Genomic DNA, 18153 nt, shown 5'->3' on the forward strand with positions numbered 1-18153 from the left:
ATGCCGTGGATGCGCGAGATGCGTGCGCGAGCGACAGGTTGCTCCAACACCCGCCATCCAGGCGGGGGTTCACGCCTCGGCCGCGATTGAACAGCCATGACCGAAAAGAGATGGGTTTTTCGCGGCCGGGCGTCACACGATGGAATGATCTCGGCGTGCGGTCACTACGATCGCATCTCAAGACAACCATTCGACCGGCCCGAGAGTGCCGCCGGTCAGGGTCGCCGATGCCAGGGTCCGCTCCCCGGGCTGCGGTGATCTTCCTGCCCAGGAGGACCTTCCGCATGTTCCGACGCATTGGGAATGCCGTCGTCCGTCATCCCGTCTGGACGATCGTGGCATGGCTCATCGCGGCGGTGGCGATCGTCGCCACCGCGCCGAGCCTGCCCTCGAACAGCGACGAGAGCAGTTTCCTGCCAAAGAGTTACGAGTCGATCAAAGCGGCGGGTTTACAGGGGAAGGCGTTCCCCAGCGCCTTCACCCCGTCCGCGATCGCGCTTTATCAACGCACCGACGGCGGCAGGCTCACCGCCGCCGACAAACAGGACATCGCCCGGATCACCTCACAACTGGGCAAGAAGCACATCGACCAGGTGCAGAAGGTCGTCCCCGGCCAGCCGTCCAAGGACGGCAGGTATGACCTGACCCTGGTGCAGATGGACAGCAAGAACGCCGGCCAGCCCAAACAGATCGACGCGGCCAAGGTGTTGCGCGACGACGTCAAGGAACTGGCAACGGGCACGAACCTCGACGTCAAGCTCGGCGGCTCCGCCGCGCAGGCCCTCGACCAGCAGGACTCGTCCAAGCGCGGCCAGGCACTGATCGGCATCGGCACCTTCGCGATCATCCTGGTCACCCTGCTGATCATCTTCCGGGCGCCGATTCTGGCGATCCTCCCCCTGGTCCTGATCGGCCTGGTGTCGGCCGTCGCCAACGGACTGATCGCCTACGCCACCAAGCTGTTCGACCTACAGGCCAACAGCTCGATCTCGTCGATCCTGATCGTCGTGCTCTTCGGAGTGGGCACGGACTACTTCCTCTTCCTGATGTTCCGCTACCGAGAGCGTCTACGCGCCGGTGACGAGCCGAAGCAGGCCATGATCAACGCGGTCGACCGGGTCGGCGAGGCCATCGCCTCGGCCGCCGGAGCGGTCATCATCGCCTTCCTCGCGCTGGTGCTGTCCACGCTCGGCTTCCTCAAGCAGATGGGCCCGGCACTCGCCATCGCGGTCGCCGCCACGCTGGTGGCGGGCCTGACCCTGATCCCGGCCGTGGTCTCGCTCATCGGACCGAAGGTCTTCTGGCCCTCCAAGTCCTGGCAGCGGGAGCCGGAGAACGCCCGGTTCGCCGCCCTCGGCCGGGGCGTGCAGCGCCGCCCGGGGCTGACCGCCGCGGTGTCCGGCCTCGTCCTGGTCGCACTGTCGCTCGGCACCCTCGGCTTCAACGCCACGTTCGACCTGGCGGCGGGCTCCATGCCCAAGACCAAGGAGTCCATGGTCGTCCAGGACGAGATGCAGAAGGCGTACTCGGCGGGCGCCGCCGCCCCCACCGACGTCTTCCTGTCCAGCACCGACGGCAAGCAGCTGGACAAGTCCGGCCTGGACGCGTACGCCCAGAAACTCGGTGCCGTGGACGGCGTCGCGAGCGCTCGCCTGACCCAGTTGAACAAGGAAGGCACCACCGCCGACTTCACCGTCACGCTCAAGTACGAGGCGTCGACGGACAAGGCGATCGACGCCGTGGGCGAGGTGCGCGACGTCGCGCACTCCGACGCCCCCGAGGGCACCGAAGCCCTCGTCGGCGGCATGTCCTCGATCTACAAGGACATCGCCACGGCGGTCAACCACGACTACCGGACGGTCTTCCCCGTCGCCGCCCTCCTCATCATGGTCATCCTGGGGCTGCTGCTGCGCAGTGTGGTCGCCCCCTGGTATCTGATGGCCTCGGTGGGTCTCGGCTTCGGTGCCACCCTCGGCGCCACGGTCTGGATCTTCCAGGAGGGACAGGGCCATTCGGGTCTGATGTTCATGCTCCCGGTGATCATGTATCTGTTCGTGGTCGCCATCGGCACCGACTACAACATCCTCATGATCGCCCGGCTCCGCGAGGAGGCCCGCGAGGGCCGCGAGCCGCGTGAGGCGGCCGGCATGGCGCTCCGGCACGCCGGGCCGACCGTGGCGGCGGCCGGTTTCATCCTGGCGGCGACCTTCGCCACGATGATGCTGGCGGGCAACGCGCTGCTCACGGAGATGGGTTTCGCGGTCTCCTTCGGTATCGCGGTCGCCGCCTTCGTGATGGCGATGTTCTTCACGCCGAGCCTGACCGCGCTGATCGGCCACGCGGCGTGGTGGCCGGGACACGGGGACCAGGCACGGGAAGTGGCAGCCGGTGCCGGATCTCCTGACGCCGGTTCGGTTCCCGGCCAGAACCGGGACACGGTCGCACCCGATCCGTCGGGCCGCCGCGGCTAGCGGTACGAGGACGGAGCAGGTCTGCCGGGCCGCACGGCCCGGCAGACCCAACCCGCCGTCGGCGCAGCGGCCGACGCGAGAGGAAGATCACGACTGGCCACGCGGTCTTGGCCATGCACGCGCCACGCGGTACGGTCTGTCCGATATCGACGACGGCGAAACGGAAGCCGGTGGGAATCCGGCACGGTCGCGCCACTGTATGCGGAACACCCCTGGGTGTCCCGTGAGTCAGACCCGTGGCCGTCGTCATGTGCACCACCGAGATGGGACGCGAACTCCCAGAGGAGGTCCTGCCATGGCGCAGACCGTCGCCCAGCCGACAGCCACCACCCCCGCCGTTCCCGCCACGCTGCCGCTGAAGGCGATCGCTCCGTGGGCGGTCTTCTTCGGCATCCTCATGCTCGTCCTGCTGTACTTCGTCGGCGCCGAGCAGGGCGCCACCTCCGTGTTCAACGGCACGGACGTCCACGAGTGGGTGCACGACGCACGCCACCTGCTCGGCTTCCCCTGCCACTGACGGGAGGGACGCCGCTCGACCATGAACTCCGCAACCGTGAGAAACCTTCTCGTGCGGGGCATGCTCGCCGGCCTGGCCGCCGGCGTGCTCGCCCTCGTCGCCGCCTACTTCCTCGGTGAGCCCGACGTCGACAGCGCGATCAGCTTCGAGGACGCCCACTCCCACGAGCACGGGATGGAGGTCGTCTCCCGCTCCCTGCAGTCCACTGCGGGCCTGGCCACCGGTGTGCTCGTCTACGGGGTCGCCTTCGGCGGCATCGCCGCGCTCGCCTTCTGCGTCGCGCTCGGCCGTGTCGGCCGCTTCGGCCCCCGGGCGACCGCGCTGCTGCTGTCCGGCTGCGCACTGCTCGCCGTGTACGTCGTCCCGTTCCTGAAGTACCCGGCCAACCCGCCGTCGGTCGGCGATCCCGACACCATCGGTAAGCGGACGACCCTGTACTTCCTGATGATGCTGCTCAGCGTGCTCCTGGCGGTCGCCGCCACCATCCTGGGCAAGCGCCTCGCGCCTTCTCTGGGCACCTGGTACGCGACCGTCGTCGCGGTCGCCGCCTTCGCCGTCGCGATCGGCCTGGCCTACGCCTTCCTGCCGGCCGTCAACGAGGTGCCGAAGGACTTCCCGGCCACCCTGCTGTGGCGGTTCCGTCTCTCCGCACTGGCCATCCAGGCCGTACTGTGGGGCGGATTCGGCCTGCTCTTCGGCGAGTTGGCCGAGCGGCAGCTGAACCCGAAGCCCGCGACCGCCGCGTCCGGGCGAGGAGTTCCCGCCACGCACTGATCCCTTCAGGACATGAGAGGGCCCTTCGGAACCGGCGGATTCCAGGGGCCCTCTCGCGTTTCCGGGACACCGGCGGAGGCGACGAGCGCAGGAGCCGAGTGGCCAGGCAACGTCCCGAACCGCGTGCCACATCACTCTCGGCGGACGCGAGGCGGTCGCCCTGACGGTGGAGGAGTACGCCCAACTCATGGCCAGCCGACGCCAGATCGGCGGCCAGAGTGCGCGGGTACGGGTGCTCGCCCAGCAGGTCAAGCGGACCGAGCGACTTCTCGACGCGCTGGAAGCCCTGGTCGGTGGCCCAACGGCCGCCTGCCGCACGCCCGATGAGGGCACGGGCCGACGGGCGGCGGCCGACGGCCACGGTGACCACGGTGACCACGGCACGACCGGTGACACGGACACCGACTGCCTGCGGTGCGCGATGGCGGCACTGCTGCGCCGCCATCGGGACGCGACTCCCTGACCGCCGTCACTCGCCCGGCTGAGCGAGGCCGTGGCTGAGCCGCACGTTCCAGCGACCGGACCGGCCGGTGACCTCCGTCGCCGTGAGCGGCGGGACGTCGAGGCGCCAGAACGCCGCCTCGGGCGCGCCCAACGCGTGTACCACCACAGCCCGTACGACCTCGGGCTCCGCCACGGCGACCGTCCTGCCGTCCGCAAGCCCCCTCGTGTCCAGCCAGCGCGCGACCCGCGCACACAGCTCCCGTACCGACTCCCCGCCATGCGGTGCAGCCCCGGGATCGGCCAGCCAGCGGGCCACCGCTTCCGGCTCGGCGGCACCGACGTCGTCCAGCGTCCGCCCCCGCCACCGGCCCACGTCCAGGCCCGACAGTTCCGGGTCCGCCGAGGCGTCGAGGCCGAGCGCGGAAGCCGTCTCCCGGCAGCGCACGCTGGGAGAGGCGAGGACACGGCCTGCCACTGGCAGGGATCCGGCCGCCGACCTGGCCCGCGCTGCCGCGCTGTCCTCGATCGAGTCGCCGTCGTCGAAGCGGGCCCGCCGCAGCGAGGGCGTGGTCGCGGGTGAGATGAGAGTGACACGGCTGGTCAAGCGGTTGCTCCTCCTGCTTCCGCCGCGGGGCGGGGTGTCCTGGACTGCGTACGTACGACGGTACGGGTACGCCTGGCAGCCGCGGGCCGCGGCGTTCAGTTCGGCCGTTGACGACGAAACCCGCCCGGTCCCGGGAGCGGACGACCTTCTTGCCGAGCGTCTGCGTGGCGAACTCCCTGACGGCGGCGGCCGCTTCGGCTGCCGTGTGCAGGGAGGCCACGACCTCGACCAGCGGCAGTACGGGTACAGGGTTGCAGAAGTGCGGACCCACGACCCGGTCCGCGCGACCGGTGGCCCTGCCGAGGCGCATGACGGGGAGCGACGACGCCTCGACTGCCCCCAGCGCGCCGCACCGCCCCTCGGCCGCCCGCTGAGCATCGACCAGAACAACCAGTACGTTCGTCCCGTATCCGGTGATGGGGACGTCCCCTTGACGGGGTGTCCGAGCCGAGGGCGTGCCGCGATGCGCAATGAGAGCGGCCACCTGCTCGCCAGGCCCTGAACGAGCCGACCGACGTACTCAACGCCGCTGGAGAGGCGGACCAGCGCATAGACGCGGTCTGGCGTGCGGGAGGAGTCGAGTGACCCTCCCGTCGGTTCAGCCCTCACTCCCCAGCGGGTGGGTGAAGCCCTGGTCGGAGATGAGCCGGGCGCCCTGGGCGAGTTCTGCGGCGAAGCGCTCGACGGCCTCGTAGGGGAAGCGATGGCTGGGACCGCTCAGTGAGAGGGACCCGACCACCCGGCCGGTGCGGCCGGTGACGGGCACCGCAACGGCGGTCAGTCCCTCGTCCCACTCGCTGCTGCTGACCGCGTAGCCCCGCTCGGCCGCCTCGGCCGCCCAGGTCCGCAGTTGGTCGGCGTACGCCTCACCTTGGGGCGAGGCGGCGGCCACACGGTGCAGGAGAGCCTCGGGGGCGTCGCGCAGGAGGATCTTGGAGGAGGCGCCGGCCCACAGGGGCTGCTCGTCGCCGACGTCGACGACATGACGCAGCGGGTGCGGGCTCTCCTCGTGGGCGACGCAGATACGGTGGACGTCCCGGGCGACGAAGAGGTTGACGGTCTCGCCGAGCCGGTCGGCGAGGTCGCGCATGACCTTGCGGGTCTCCTGGGGCACTTCCCACTGGCTGCGGGCGAGATAGGCCCAGCGCCACAGTGCCGGCCCCGCGGTGTACCCGGACGGGTGCGACCACAGCAGACCGCTCTCCTCCAGGGTCTGCACCAGCCGCAGCGCGGTGGTCTTCGCCAGCCCGGTGGCCTCGGTGATCTCCCGTAGCGTGATCACGGGCCGTTGCTCGCCGAGCAGGTTGAGGATGTCGAAGGCCCGCCGGACACTGCGCACCCCGGTGGGCTGCTGCTCCCGGTCGCCTCCCGTCGGCGTCTCTTCCTCGCGCACCTCATGCCTCCCCGCTGTGGCCGACCCGTCTCCGCGTCGCGTCCATCCGTCGATGACATCCCCGACCGTAGTCCGCTGCACGGACCGGGGAAACCGCAACACCGGGACATCTTGTCGCAACCCTTGAGAGTTCGAGGGATCGCCCCTCTTGTGCCGTTGAACGGTCCGCGTGATCCGGACTATGGACCGAGCTGTCCAAGGCCGCTGCCGCGCCGCTGCTGCTCGTACTCGATGTGCCCTTGTCCGGTAGCCTCCGCATGAATAGTCTGACCGCACAGTGGAATGAAAAGACCGTCTAGTGGTCGCTTTGAAGACCTGGATCAGCGTAGGGAGCGACCATGCGTAAGTCGATCGCCACCGTCTGCCTCAGCGGCGCCCTGACCGAGAAGCTCACCGCTGCCGCACGCGCCGGTTTCGACGGCGTCGAGATCTTCGAGAACGACCTGCTCGCGAGCCCGCTGTCGCCCGAGGAGATCGCCGCCCGCACGGCGGATCTGGGCCTGACCATCGACCTCTACCAGCCGATGCGGGACATCGAGGCCGTGCCCGACGACGCGTTCGCCCGCAGCCTCCGCCGCGCCCGGCACAAGTTCGAGCTGATGACCCGGCTCGGCGTGAACACCGTCCTCGTCTGCTCCAACGTCTCCCCGCAGACGGTGGACGACGACGCGCTCGCCGCCCGGCAGCTGAGCCAACTGGCCGCACTGGCACATGAGTTCGGAATCCGGGTTGCCTACGAGGCGCTCGCCTGGGGGCGGCACGTGAACACGTACGACCACGCCTGGCGCATCGTCGAGGCCGCCGGCCACCCGGCGCTGGGCACCTGCCTGGACAGCTTCCACATCCTCTCCCGGGACTCGGACCCCAAGGGCATCGAGGACATCCCCGGCGAGAAGATCTTCTTCCTCCAGCTGGCCGACGCCCCGCTGCTCGCCATGGACGTCCTGCAGTGGAGCCGCCACTTCCGCTGCTTCCCCGGCCAGGGCGGCTTCGACGTCCCCGGCCTGGTGCGGCACGTGCTCGCCACCGGCTACCAGGGTCCGCTGTCGCTGGAGGTCTTCAACGACGTGTTCCGCCAGGCGGACGCGGGCCGCACCGCCGTGGACGGTCTGCGGTCCCTGCTCGCCCTGGAGGAGAGCGCCGGCGTGTCCGCCCTGCCGGCCCCGGCCGCACCCTCCGGCGTGGCCTTCGCCGAACTCGCCGCCGCCGACCCCCAGCCCGTCGGCGACCTGCTCGCCGCGCTCGGCTTCACCCGCACCGCCCGGCACCGCGGCGAGCCTGTCGACCTGTGGGAGCAGGGCGAGGCCCGAGTCCTGGTCAATGCCGGAGCCGCCACCCGCCGCGCCGGCACGAGGCTGGCCGCCATCGGTCTGGAGTCACCGGATCCACAGGCCTCCGCCCGCCGCGCCGAGGCCCTGCTGGCACCCGCCCTCCCTAGGCGACGGGCCGGGCAGGGCGTCCCCCTGGAGTCGGTCGCGGCACCCGACGGCACCGAAGTGCTCTTCTGCGCCACCCGTCGACCCGAACTCCCCAGCTGGGCCGACGACTTCGAGTACCGGGCGGCGAGCCGGTCCGCCGGCGTCACCGGCATCGACCATCTCGCGCTCACCCAGCCCTGGCACCACTTCGACGAGGCGGTGCTCTTCCACCGCGCCGTGCTGGGCCTGCGCCCGCACGACACCGTCGAACTCGCCGACCCCTACGGCCTCTTCCGCAGCCGCGCCCTGTCCGCCCCGCACGCCGGACCACGGCTGGTCCTCAACCTCGCCCCGAGCCCGACGGACGAGGCCGGCACCCGGGCGCGGCACGTGGCCTTCGCCGTCGACGACATCGTCGCGGCGGTGCGCCGCTTCCGCGCCGCGGGCGCCGGCCTGCTGCAGGTGCCCGCCAACTACTACGACGACCTCCGGGCGCGGTACGAGTTTCCCGAGGGCGAGTGGGAGACGTACCGCGAACTCGGCATCCTCTACGACCGCGACGAGCACGGCGGCGAGTTCCGGCACTGCTACACCGAGACGGTCGGCCACGTCTTCTTCGAGTTCGTGCAACGGTCCGGCGGCTACCGCGGATACGGCGCCGCGAACGCCCCCATTCGCCTGGCCGCCCAGCGGAGGTAGTGCGACGGGGCAGCCCGCTCGTCCGGTCCGATCCGGTTGTTCCGCATGTACTGCTTCGACCCCTGGCCGCTGGACGGCGACGGCAGCACCGTTTAGCCTTGCTGTCCAGAGTTGGAAAATGAGTCGAAGTTCGTTGCACGGGAGGGTCACGTCATGGGTACCGCTGCGGCCGAGGCGGACGAGCACCTCATCCGTGAAACGGAGAAGATCGCCGTCGCCCTGGGCCGGATGTTCCCGGGGCTGTGCGAGGTGGTGCTGCACGACCTGCGCGATCCCGAGCATGCGATCCGGGCGATCGAGAACAACCTCTCGGGCCGTGAAGTCGGTGATTCCGCAACCGAGTTGGGGCTGGTGCGCATCGCCGATCCGCAGTACCCCAGCGTCATCCAGAACTACCCCAATCGGTTCCCCGACGGCCGCCCGGCCAAGAGCACGTCGATCGGCATCAAGAACAGCGCCGGCGAGTACATCGCGGCCCTGTGCCTGAACCTCGACGTCTCCGTGCTGTCCCCGGTCACGCTCGCCCTGTCCAACCTCGTCGCCACCGACACCGAGCACCGCGATCAGCCGCTGGAGACCCTGCGCGACCGCAACGCCCGCGAGCTGCGCCAGGCGGTGGAGGTACTCGCCGCGGAACGCGGGGGCACCCCGAGGTCGCTGGGCCGGGAGGGGAAGAAGGCGCTCGTACGGCAGCTGCACGGGGACGGCTACTTCGACTCGCGTGATGCCGCCCAGACCATTGCGGACCTGCTCGGAGTGTCCCGCGCGACCGTCTACAACTACACCAAGTGAAGGGCCGCTCATGAGTCGCCGTCTGCTGCACATCACCGAGGAGGAGACCGCCGCGGTCGTCGACGAGGACCTCGCTCTGCAGGCGGCCCGCGAGGCGTTCGCCGCGACCGTGGACGGCGTGGTCTTCCCCGGTCTGACCGTGCACGGATCCGACCCGAAAAACCGGTTCACGCTCAAGCCGTCGGCCTCCGCCACGCACGCCGGGGTGAAGATCGGCAGCTACTGGCCGGGCAACTCGGAGCAGGGGCTGCCGCGCCACCACTCCACCCTGCTGCTCCTCGACCAGACGATCGGCAGGATCGCCGCCGTCCTGGAGGTCGGCAAGGCCAACGCCTACCGGACCGCGGCCGCCGACGCCCTCGCCGTCGATCTGCTGTCCCGCCCCGAGGCCACCACACTGGCCGTGTTCGGCACCGGGCACCAGGCCGCCTACGAAGTACGGGCCGTCAGCCGGGTCCGGCCCCTGGACGAGGTCCTGGTCGTGGGCCGCGACAAGGACCGTGCCGCACGCATGGCAGCCGACCTCGCGGCGGAGGGCCGTACCGCGACGGTCACCGGCGCCGAGGAGGCCTGTGCCCGGGCCGACGTGATCGTCACCGCCACCAACGCCCACGCCGACGCCCCGCCCCTGTTCCAGGCCGAGTGGGTCCGGCCCGGCACCCACATCTCCTGCATGGGCGCCGACGCTCCCGGCAAGCGGGAACTGGACCCCGGACTGTTCTGCGTGGCGCGCGTCTTCTGCGATCTGCCCGAGCAGGCCCGCCGCATGGGCGAGAGCCAGCACGCCCCCGAGGAGACGTTGCTCATCCCGCTCGGCGAGGTACTCACCGGCCGGGTCACGGGGCGCGCCGACGCCGCCGACGTCACGGTCTTCGACAGCTCCGGCATCGGCCTGCAGGACCTCTACCTGGGCCTGGCCCTTCTGAAGAAATTGGACCTGACTCTGTGACCTCCACCGCGCCATCAGCGCACGTCCGGAACCTGGCCGATCCCGACACCCCGTTCGCCGTCGTCGACGTGCACAGGACACGACGCAACATCACACGGCTCGCCCGGCACGCGGACCGCCTCGGGGTCACCCTGCGCCCGCACGTCAAGACGGCCAAGAGCCTCGACGTCGCCGCCCTCCTGCACGACGGCACCCTCTGCCCGGTCACCGTCTCCACGCTCGCCGAAGCCGAGGCGTTCGCCGACGCTGGCTACACCGACATCACCTACGCCGTGGGTATCGACCCGCACAAACTGCCCCGCGTGATCGCCCTGCTGCGCCGCGGCGTCACCCTGCGCGTCCTGCTCGACAGCACCGAACAGGCGACGGCCGTCGCCGACGCCGCGCGCGATGCGGGCACCGCGCTGCCCGCCCAGATCGAGATCGACTGCGACGGCCACCGCGGCGGCCTCAGGCCCGACGCGCCCGAGCTCGTCGGCATCGGCCGCATCCTGCACGAGGCGGGCTGCCTCGACGGCGTCCTGACGCACGCGGGGGAGTCCTACTTCGCCTACACCGCCGAGGACCAGCGCCTGGCGGCGAAGAGCGAACGCGACGCCGCCGTCGCCGCGGCCGACGCGCTGCGGGCCGCCGGGCTGCCCGTGAACGTCGTCAGTGTCGGCTCCACCCCCACCGCCCACGCGGCGGACGACCTCACCGGCGTCACCGAACTGCGCGCCGGCAACTACGTCTTCTTCGACCTGGTCATGGCTGGCCTGGGCGTCTGCGGCCTCGACGACCTCGCCCTGTCGGTGGTCGTCACCGTCATCGGCCACCGCCCCGAGTACGGTTGGATCATCACCGACGGCGGCTGGATGGCCATGTCCCGTGACCGGGGCACCTCCGCCCAGCCCCAGGACCAGGGCTACGGCCTGGTCACCGACCTGACCGGGCGGCTGATCCGGGGGCTCGTCATGACCGGCGCGAGCCAGGAGCACGGCACCCTCACCGCACGCGACGGAGCTCTCCTGCCCGACCTGCCGGTCGGCACCCGCCTGCGCATCCTGCCCAACCACGCCTGCGCCACGGCGGCCCAGCACCACGGCTACCACGTCGTCGACGGCAGCAGGCCCGACGGTCCCACGCCCGCGATCCAGGGGGTCTGGAACCGCGTCAGAGGCTGGTAGCCCGCCCACCGAGGTTCCCGACCACCTCCCGCCTTCTCCCACAAGGACACGCCATGACCGCCGCTTCGCCCGTAACGTTCGACGACGTCCGTGATGCCGCCGCGCGCCTCAAGGGCATCGCGCACCGCACCCCCGTCCTCACCTCGCGCACGCTCGACGCCCTCGTCGGTGCCGAGGTGTTCGTCAAGTGCGAGAACTTCCAGCGGATCGGCGCCTTCAAGATCCGCGGCGCCTACAACGCGGCCGCCCAGCTCTCTCCCGAACAACTGGCCAAGGGCATCGCCGCGTACTCCTCCGGCAACCACGCCCAGGCCACCGCCCTGGCCGCCCGCGAGCTGGGCACCAGTGCCGTCATCCTGATGCCCGAGGACGCCCCCCGCTCCAAGAGGGAGGCCACCGCCGGATACGGGGCGGAGATCGTGACGTACGACCGCTACACCCAGGACCGCACCGCCCTCGGCGAGGCCCTGGCCGAGGACCGCGGCCTGGCCCTGATCCCGCCCTACGACCACCCCCACGTCATCGCCGGCCAGGGCACCGCCGCCCTGGAACTCCTCGAGGACACCGGAGAACTCGACGCGCTGGTCGTGCCCGTCGGTGGGGGCGGCCTCATCGCCGGCAGCGCCACCACCGCCAAGGCGCTGTATCCGGGCATCCGGATGATCGGCGTCGAGCCCGAGGCAGGTGATGACACCAAGCGCTCCCTGGAGAGCGGCGAGCGCGTCACCATCCCCGTGCCCCGCACCATCGCCGACGGCCAGGCGCTCTCCACCCCCGGTGAGATCACCTTCGCCGTCAACCAGCGCCTGGTCGACGCCGTCACCCTGGTCAGCGACGAGGAGATCGTCCGGGCCATGAGGTTCGCCTTCGAGCGCCTGAAGATCGTCCTGGAACCCAGCGGCGCCACGGGCCTGGCAGCCTTGCTGGCCGGACGTGTCGAGAACCTCCCGCGGCGGATCGGCGTCATCGCCTCGGGCGGCAACATCGACACCGAGCGGTTCACCGCCCTCATCAGCGGCTGAACCGCAGGCCGGCGCCGGTACGCCCGCTGTACGGCACCCCCTCCGCCGCGCGGCCCGCCGCCCGGGACAATCTTCGCCATGACCGATGACATGGGCGACGCCGAGAACCGCTTGGCCAGGATCGAGCGACTGCTGGAGAGCGGCGAGCGTGATCTGGTTCCCGCGTGGCGGCGGGCGACGCACGGGGAACCGCGCTGGGCGGTGACCGCCGTGATCCTGGTGGCGGTCGCCCTGCAGCTGATGCTGCCGCACCGGCTCGCGCTCCAGCCGTACTGGGCGCTGCCGGTGCTGGAGCTGGTGCTGCTGGCGGGCTTGATCGCCGCGAACCCCCGGCGGGTAGAGCCGCGGACGCGCCGGCTGCGGTGGCTGGGCCTGGGCCTGATCTCCGTCATCAGCCTGGCCAACGGCTTGGCGGCCGTCCGGCTCGTGGCGGAGCTGGTGGGCGGCCGCGCGGGGAAGGACGCGGTACCGCTGCTGCTGGCCGGCGGCGGCATCTGGCTGACGAATGTCATCGTGTTCGCCCTGTGGTACTGGGAGTGGGACCGCGGCGGCCCGATGGCGCGGGCCCTCGGCAGGCGGCAGCACGCCGACTTCCTCTTCGTCCAGATGCAGAGCCCGGAGGTCGCCCCGCCGGACTGGGAGCCGACGTTCCTGGACTACCTGTACCTGTCCTTCACCAACTCCACCGCCTTCAGCCCGACCGACGTGATGCCCCTGTCGCGGTGGGCGAAGATGCTGATGATGCTGCAGTCCTCGGTCTCCCTGGTGACCGTCGTCCTGGTGGTCGCGCGGGCGGTCAACATCCTGAAGTGACCTGCTGTGACTTCCCCCACCTGCTCTTGCCGTGGCGGGAAAGGCTTACCTACGTTCGATCGTATGTCCTCCTTTGACCCCATCCTTCCTGGCGAGCCGGACGAGCCTGCCGCGGTGAGCGAGTCCGAGCCGGTCGACTTCGTCGTCGACCTGACCGCGCACGAGATGCTCCGGCGCACGCACGCCCTGGCAGCGCTGGGGCCCGACTGGGACCCCGTCGCGGCGCTGCGCGGTGAGGAGGAGGCGTACGACCTGCTGTACTCCGGCCTCGACGCGGAGCAGCAGCGGATCTACGACGAACTGGTCGCGGCCGGGGTGCTCCCCAGGCGCGGGGGCGGCGATGCTGCCGCTTGATCCGCAGGCCGACATCGGGCGCCGCGCCTGGGTGGACTGCCCCAACTGCGACGACCGCCGGCAGTGCGCCACCTGCGCGCAGGGCGGTGAGTGCCGCTCCCACTGGCGCTACCTGCTCTCCAACACCGGCAGTCTGCTCCACCTGCAGTGCCCGTCCTGCACCCACGTCTGGACCCACGAGACCCACTTCGGAGCCACCCGGTCCCAGGGGTGAGACGGCTCAGGGCGCGGTGAACAGGGTCGGGAAGCGGGGGGCCAGCCAGGGCTTGGATCCCCAGGCGAGGATCTGCCCCCGGGCGATGGCACGCCAGGGGTTCAGCCGGCCCAGCGCGACGAGCAGGAAGGCGGTGGGCTCGATGAGGATGGTGCAGTCCGAGCGGTCCGGCGGCGGCCCCGGTGTCACCTGCACGGTGCCGTCGGCCAGGGACACGCCGAACGCCTCGCCCCCGCGGAGCCGGACCGTGTAGCGGGCCGTGAGCCCGGCGGCGGCAGCGGTGTTCGTGACGCGCGGCATGACCGAGAGCATGAACGGCATGCAGAGGCTCACGCGCGCGCCGTCGACCATGTGCGGGCGGTCCAGGGCACGCGCGAGATCGTAACCGTGGCCCAGCATGTGTGTGAGCAGGTAGGACGCGAGAACGCCGCGGCTCATGGGGCCCATCGGCGTCGTCGGTGCAGCCGTTTCGGCGGCCGTCCACGTCATGGCGTCAAGAAACACCTCGGCCTGCTCCGCGATCATCGCCGCCAGCGGCTGCGCCCGGCGCTCCCCGAAGGCGGCGAGCGACTCTTCGTTCGCCGCGGCCAGGCTCTGCGGGGTGCCGTCGCCGTAGGGGCGTTCGCGCCCGGACGCGAGGTCGGCCATCAGCTCGTTGGCCAGGGCCAGATGCGCGGCCGCCTCGCCGACGGTCCACGCCGATCCCGGTACGGGAACCGCCGGGTCGGGCACGCCTCGCAACAGCGTGGCGATGTCCTCGGCGGTCCCGCGTATCGCCTGCCCGAGCTCCTCGGGCAACGGCCCCCCGACGTCCTGCCGTTCCGTCGACCGCACGCAGCCCGCCTCTCCCGTCTGCCGTGCTCCGTGCGCACGGGGCGCCGGGTACCCAACCAGACTCGGGAACACAGGGCAAGCCTGCGGGCGGCACGTGATCAGCGGCTGCCCGTCCAGTTGTGGGCCACGTCGATCACCAGACGGTCGGACAGCTGGATCACCCGGAACGGCAGGCGGGCCCGGACCCCGAGACCGATCTGCGTCTCTCCCTCGAAGCTGCCGGCGAACCGGGTGTCCCTGAAGGTCCGGTACCCACTGACGTTCACGCCCGGAAGGGTGTGGCCCACCCGCCCCGGGTACGTCACCGCGCCGGTCTCCGGGTCGTAACTCGGCGCGCCGATGTGGACGTCGAGCACGGCCCCGCCGCCGACCGGGATGTACCGGCCGCTGGCGGTCTGGTGGAGTCGGTGGACGTACCTGACGTAGTAGCCGATGGACCGGCCACCGCCGGGCACGTCGAAGACCATGCGGTCGAAGCAGGCGTGCCGACCGGTCCTGATGTCGTCGAGCGGCGCGGCACCGGTGGTGGGACCGCCCTTGGCGCCACTGCCCCAGCCGGTCGGACAGGCCGTTGCCTGTGTGGTGGCCGCCGCGCTCGACGCCGTCCCCAACCCGGCGCCCGCCAGAAGGAGCGCCGCTATAACTGCCCCAATTCTTCGCATGATGTCCCCCTTGGTCGAGTCATGCTGCTATGGGGTGAGACACGCGCCTATAGCAAATGGTTGCACGCAGAGGTGTCGGAATTTCCAGGGATCTCCGCGGTGCAGTAACTCTTGGTAACTGATCCGCTGACGTACAGTCGAGGCCGGGGAGGCAGACCGGAGGGGGCGTCATGCCGGACGAGTCGGCCGTGCGGTTCGCGGTGCTGGGGCCGGTGCGGGTCTGGCGCGGGGAGCGCGAGCTGGAACTCGGCGGGCCTCAGGAACAGGCGCTGCTGGCCCTCCTGTTGCTTCGTGCAGGCCGGCCCGTGCCCGTACCCGAGATCGTCGACGCGCTGTGGGGACCGCACCCGCCGCGCACCGCCGTCAACGTCGTCCGCCGCCATGTCGGCTCCCTGCGCCGCCTGTTGGAGCCGGGACTGCCCGCGCGGGCGTCGGGCCGCCGACTGGTGCGCGGCGCGGGCGGCTACCGTCTGGTCACCGACGGCGACATCCTGGACCTCGTACGGTTCCGCGACGTGCGGGACGAAGCCCGGCGGGCCGCCGCCGAGGGCTCGCCCGCGCGGGCGGTGGACCTGCTCGCCGAAGCGCTGTCGCTGTGGAACGGACCGGTTGCCGCCGGGATCTCCCCGGAGGTGCGCGACCGTATCGCGGTCGGCGGGCCGGAGCGCGAGCGCCTCGCCGCCGTGCGCGAGGCGGCCGACGCGGCACTGCGCGCCGGCGTACCGGAAAGGGTGCTGCCAGAACTCCGGCAGGCCGTCGCCGCGCACCCCCTGGACGAGCCCCTGCTGGCCCGGCTGGTCCTGGCCCTCGCGGCCACCGGCCGGCGCGCCGAGGCTCTGGACACCTACCGAACCGCGTGCGGCCGCCTCGCCGACGACCTGGGCATCGATCCCGGCCCCGAACTGCGGGACGCGCTGCACGAGGCGACCGGTCCGGGTGCCGACACACCGCCCCGGGAACTGCCGGGCTCGCACCTTGCCGTGCCCGCTCAACTGCCCCACGACCTGGCCACGTTCACCGGGCGGCACAGCGAGCTCGACGAGGTGCTCGGCTCGCTCGCCGGCGACGCGGAGCACTCGGAGACGGTGCTGATCTCCGTGCTCGGCGGCATGGCGGGGGTCGGCAAGACCACGCTCGCCGTCCACTGGGCCCACCAAGTCGCCGGCCGGTATCCGGACGGGCAGCTCTACGTCGACCTGCGCGGCTTCGCTCCGTCCGGGGCGATCACCGATCCGGGGGAGGCCCTCCGCGGCTTCCTCGACGCGCTGGGGGTGCCGCCGGAGCGCATCCCGCAGGGCCTGGACGCCCAGGCCGCGCTCTACCGCAGCGTGCTGTCCGGACGGCGGGTGCTCGTCCTGCTCGACAACGCGCGTGACGCGGAGCAGGTGCGGCCTCTGCTGCCCGGCGCGCCCGGCTGCCTCACCATCGTCACCAGCCGGGACGAACTCACCGGCCTGGTGGCCGCCCACGGAGCCCGCTCCCTTACGCTGCGGCCGTTCGACACCTGCCAGGCGCGGGCGTTCCTCGCCGGCCGGCTGGGCGCACAGCGGATCGCCGCCGAACCCGGGGCGGTCGACGCGATCATCACCCGGTGCGCCGGACTGCCCCTCGCCCTCGCCTGCGTGGCCGCCCGTGCCGCCCTGCGCCCGCACTTCCCGCTGGCTGCCGTGGCCGCCGAACTCCGCGCGGCCCACGGCAGCCTCGACGCCTTCACCCGCCCCGACACCTCGGCGGACGTCGCCACGGTTTTCTCCTGGTCCGTACGCGCCGTGTCGGCAGAGGCCGCCCGGCTCTTCCGGCTCCTCGCCCTGCACCCCGGCCCGGACGTGTCCCCGTCCGCCGCGGCCGCGCTCGCCGGGCTGCCGCTCCGTCAGGTGCGTCCCCTGCTCGCCGAACTCTCCGGCGTCCACCTCGTCAACGAACCCGCACCCGGCCGCTACGCCTTCCACGACCTGCTCCGCGCGCACGCCGCCGAACTCCTCCAGGCCCACCACGGCGAGGCCGAGCGGCAGGAGGCGGTCGACCGACTGTTCGCGCACTACCTGCACTTCGCCCATGCCGCCGGTGCGCTCCTCGACCCCAGCGGGGATCTCCCGCCCCTGTCGGAGGGCCCGCACGCCGAACCGTTCGCCGACGACAGCCAGGCCCTCGCCTGGCTCAGTGCCGAGTACGGGGCGCTGCCCGCCGTCATCCGGGAGGCGGCGGCCTCCCGACGCGACCGGCTCACGTGTCTGCTGGCCTGGTCCCTGGAGCCGTACTTCGAACGGCGCGGCCACTGGCACGACGGACTGGCCGCCCAGCGCACCGCGCTCGACGCCGCGCTACGGCTCGCCGATCCCGCCCTGGAGGCCCGCGCCCTGCGGGGCACAGGCCGGGCGGCGGGCAGACTGGGGCTGCACGAGCAGTCCCGTGCCCACCTCGACCGAGCCCTGAAGCTGTTCACCGGTGTCGGTGACCTCGTCGGCCGGGCGGGAACCCACCGCAGCCTGGGCTGGACGAGCGAGCAGCAGGGCGACCTGGCCGGAGCCCTGCGGCACAACCGGCTCGCCCTCGACCTGTTCCGCACCGCGGGCCACCGGCCGGCGCAGGCCAGTGTCCTCAACTCCGTCGGCTGGTACCACGTCCTGCTCGGCGAGCACCGGCAGGCCCTCGCGCACTGCTTCGAAGCCCTGACCCTGCTCCAGGACCTGGGCGACCGCTACGGCCAGGCCGCGACCTGGGACAGCATCGCCTACGCCTACCACCATCTCGGCCGTCACCCGCACGCCCTGCTCGGCTACCGCAACGCGCTGACCCTGTACCGCGCGCTCGGGGTGCCGTACCCGGAGGCCGACACGCTCACCCGCGTCGGCGAGACCCACCTGGCCACCGGCGACCGCGACAGCGCCCGGGCCGCCTGGGAACAGGCCCTCACCCTCCTCACCGCCCTCGGCCATCCCGACGCCGACCGGGTCCGGGCCAGACTCGACGGACGGGACGCATGGCCCGGCGCGGTGTGAGCGGTGCGCGCACGGGCGATGCGGTGGC

Annotated in this window: 17 protein-coding genes, 2 pseudogenes and 1 riboswitch; of the genes and pseudogenes, 14 read left to right on the forward strand and 5 right to left on the reverse strand. The window is 71.7% G+C overall.

Annotated features, from left to right (window positions below):
• Positions 1 to 284 precede the first annotated feature (284 nt).
• The 4 genes from ACWC5O_RS02715 (at position 285) to ACWC5O_RS02730 (ending at position 4225) form a co-directional block, all read left to right on the forward strand.
• On the forward strand, positions 285 to 2471 hold the full coding sequence (locus tag ACWC5O_RS02715; protein ID WP_450581882.1) for an MMPL family transporter: 2187 nt from the start codon (positions 285 to 287) through the stop codon (positions 2469 to 2471).
• Between the two features lie 115 nt (positions 2472 to 2586).
• Positions 2587 to 2731: riboswitch (cobalamin riboswitch) on the forward strand.
• A 35-nt stretch (positions 2732 to 2766) separates the two neighbouring features.
• Positions 2767 to 2988: a CbtB domain-containing protein gene (locus ACWC5O_RS02720; RefSeq protein WP_086692985.1), complete on the forward strand. Its 222-nt coding sequence runs from the start codon at positions 2767 to 2769 to the stop codon at positions 2986 to 2988.
• 21 nt (positions 2989 to 3009) lie between these two features.
• Positions 3010 to 3762 carry a CbtA family protein gene (locus ACWC5O_RS02725; protein ID WP_450581879.1) on the forward strand — a complete coding sequence of 251 codons (753 nt, stop codon included), beginning with the start codon at positions 3010 to 3012 and terminating at the stop codon, positions 3760 to 3762.
• Between the two features lie 187 nt (positions 3763 to 3949).
• Positions 3950 to 4225, forward strand: a complete 276-nt coding sequence (locus tag ACWC5O_RS02730) for a hypothetical protein (protein ID WP_450581877.1) — start codon at positions 3950 to 3952, stop codon at positions 4223 to 4225.
• Positions 4226 to 4231: 6 nt separating this feature from the next.
• Here the strand turns inward: ACWC5O_RS02730 and ACWC5O_RS02735 are convergent, their stop codons facing one another.
• The gene (locus ACWC5O_RS02735; protein ID WP_450581875.1) at positions 4232 to 4810 is read right to left on the reverse strand and encodes a histidine phosphatase family protein; all 579 of its coding nucleotides are present in this window, start codon (positions 4808 to 4810) and stop codon (positions 4232 to 4234) included.
• Between the two features lie 106 nt (positions 4811 to 4916).
• Positions 4917 to 5141: pseudogene (locus tag ACWC5O_RS02740) on the reverse strand (3-hydroxyacyl-CoA dehydrogenase NAD-binding domain-containing protein); the annotation flags it as partial.
• Here ACWC5O_RS02740 and ACWC5O_RS02745 point away from each other — a divergent pair.
• Positions 5136 to 5244: pseudogene (locus ACWC5O_RS02745) on the forward strand (short-chain fatty acyl-CoA regulator family protein); the annotation flags it as partial. The pseudogenes ACWC5O_RS02740 and ACWC5O_RS02745 sit on opposite strands and share 6 nt — an antisense overlap.
• Positions 5245 to 5408: 164 nt before the next feature.
• Here the strand turns inward: ACWC5O_RS02745 and ACWC5O_RS02750 are convergent.
• A complete protein-coding gene (locus ACWC5O_RS02750) occupies positions 5409 to 6203 on the reverse strand; it encodes an IclR family transcriptional regulator (RefSeq protein ID WP_450581873.1) in 795 nt (264 codons plus the stop codon).
• A 338-nt stretch (positions 6204 to 6541) separates the two neighbouring features.
• Here ACWC5O_RS02750 and ACWC5O_RS02755 point away from each other — a divergent pair, with 338 nt between their 5' ends.
• The 8 genes from ACWC5O_RS02755 to ACWC5O_RS02790 all read left to right on the forward strand — a co-directional run bounded on the left by ACWC5O_RS02755 (position 6542) and on the right by ACWC5O_RS02790 (position 13630).
• Positions 6542 to 8320, forward strand: coding sequence for a bifunctional sugar phosphate isomerase/epimerase/4-hydroxyphenylpyruvate dioxygenase family protein (locus tag ACWC5O_RS02755; RefSeq protein ID WP_450581871.1), 1779 nt, complete (start codon positions 6542 to 6544; stop codon positions 8318 to 8320).
• 153 nt (positions 8321 to 8473) lie between these two features.
• The gene (locus ACWC5O_RS02760; protein ID WP_450581869.1) at positions 8474 to 9112 is read left to right on the forward strand and encodes a helix-turn-helix transcriptional regulator; all 639 of its coding nucleotides are present in this window, start codon (positions 8474 to 8476) and stop codon (positions 9110 to 9112) included.
• A 10-nt stretch (positions 9113 to 9122) separates the two neighbouring features.
• Positions 9123 to 10061 carry an ornithine cyclodeaminase family protein gene (locus ACWC5O_RS02765; RefSeq protein ID WP_450581867.1) on the forward strand — a complete coding sequence of 313 codons (939 nt, stop codon included), beginning with the start codon at positions 9123 to 9125 and terminating at the stop codon, positions 10059 to 10061.
• Positions 10058 to 11227: an alanine racemase gene (locus ACWC5O_RS02770; RefSeq protein WP_450581865.1), complete on the forward strand. Its 1170-nt coding sequence runs from the start codon at positions 10058 to 10060 to the stop codon at positions 11225 to 11227. Before ACWC5O_RS02765 ends, ACWC5O_RS02770 begins: the two co-directional genes overlap by 4 nt.
• Before the next feature lie 53 nt (positions 11228 to 11280).
• A complete protein-coding gene (locus ACWC5O_RS02775; protein ID WP_450581863.1) occupies positions 11281 to 12249 on the forward strand; it encodes a threo-3-hydroxy-L-aspartate ammonia-lyase in 969 nt (322 codons plus the stop codon).
• 78 nt (positions 12250 to 12327) lie between these two features.
• Positions 12328 to 13062, forward strand: coding sequence for a hypothetical protein (locus ACWC5O_RS02780; RefSeq protein ID WP_450581861.1), 735 nt, complete (start codon positions 12328 to 12330; stop codon positions 13060 to 13062).
• A gap of 63 nt (positions 13063 to 13125) precedes the next feature.
• Positions 13126 to 13416, forward strand: coding sequence for a DUF6400 family protein (locus ACWC5O_RS02785; RefSeq protein WP_450581859.1), 291 nt, complete (start codon positions 13126 to 13128; stop codon positions 13414 to 13416).
• The gene (locus ACWC5O_RS02790) at positions 13403 to 13630 is read left to right on the forward strand and encodes a hypothetical protein (RefSeq protein WP_450581857.1); all 228 of its coding nucleotides are present in this window, start codon (positions 13403 to 13405) and stop codon (positions 13628 to 13630) included. The genes ACWC5O_RS02785 and ACWC5O_RS02790 overlap by 14 nt, the downstream gene beginning before the upstream one ends.
• Before the next feature lie 6 nt (positions 13631 to 13636).
• Here ACWC5O_RS02790 and ACWC5O_RS02795 read toward each other — a convergent pair whose 3' ends face one another.
• Both ACWC5O_RS02795 and ACWC5O_RS02800 read right to left on the reverse strand, forming a co-directional pair.
• The gene (locus tag ACWC5O_RS02795) at positions 13637 to 14464 is read right to left on the reverse strand and encodes a maleylpyruvate isomerase family mycothiol-dependent enzyme (protein WP_450581855.1); all 828 of its coding nucleotides are present in this window, start codon (positions 14462 to 14464) and stop codon (positions 13637 to 13639) included.
• A gap of 98 nt (positions 14465 to 14562) precedes the next feature.
• A complete protein-coding gene (locus ACWC5O_RS02800) occupies positions 14563 to 15126 on the reverse strand; it encodes an AMIN-like domain-containing (lipo)protein (protein WP_450581853.1) in 564 nt (187 codons plus the stop codon).
• A 170-nt stretch (positions 15127 to 15296) separates the two neighbouring features.
• On the opposite strand from ACWC5O_RS02800, the gene ACWC5O_RS02805 reads away from it, so the two are divergent.
• Positions 15297 to 18125 carry an AfsR/SARP family transcriptional regulator gene (locus ACWC5O_RS02805; protein WP_450581851.1) on the forward strand — a complete coding sequence of 943 codons (2829 nt, stop codon included), beginning with the start codon at positions 15297 to 15299 and terminating at the stop codon, positions 18123 to 18125.
• Positions 18126 to 18153: the final 28 nt, after the last annotated feature.

The sequence above is a fragment of the Streptomyces sp. NPDC001450 genome (assembly GCF_053597295.1).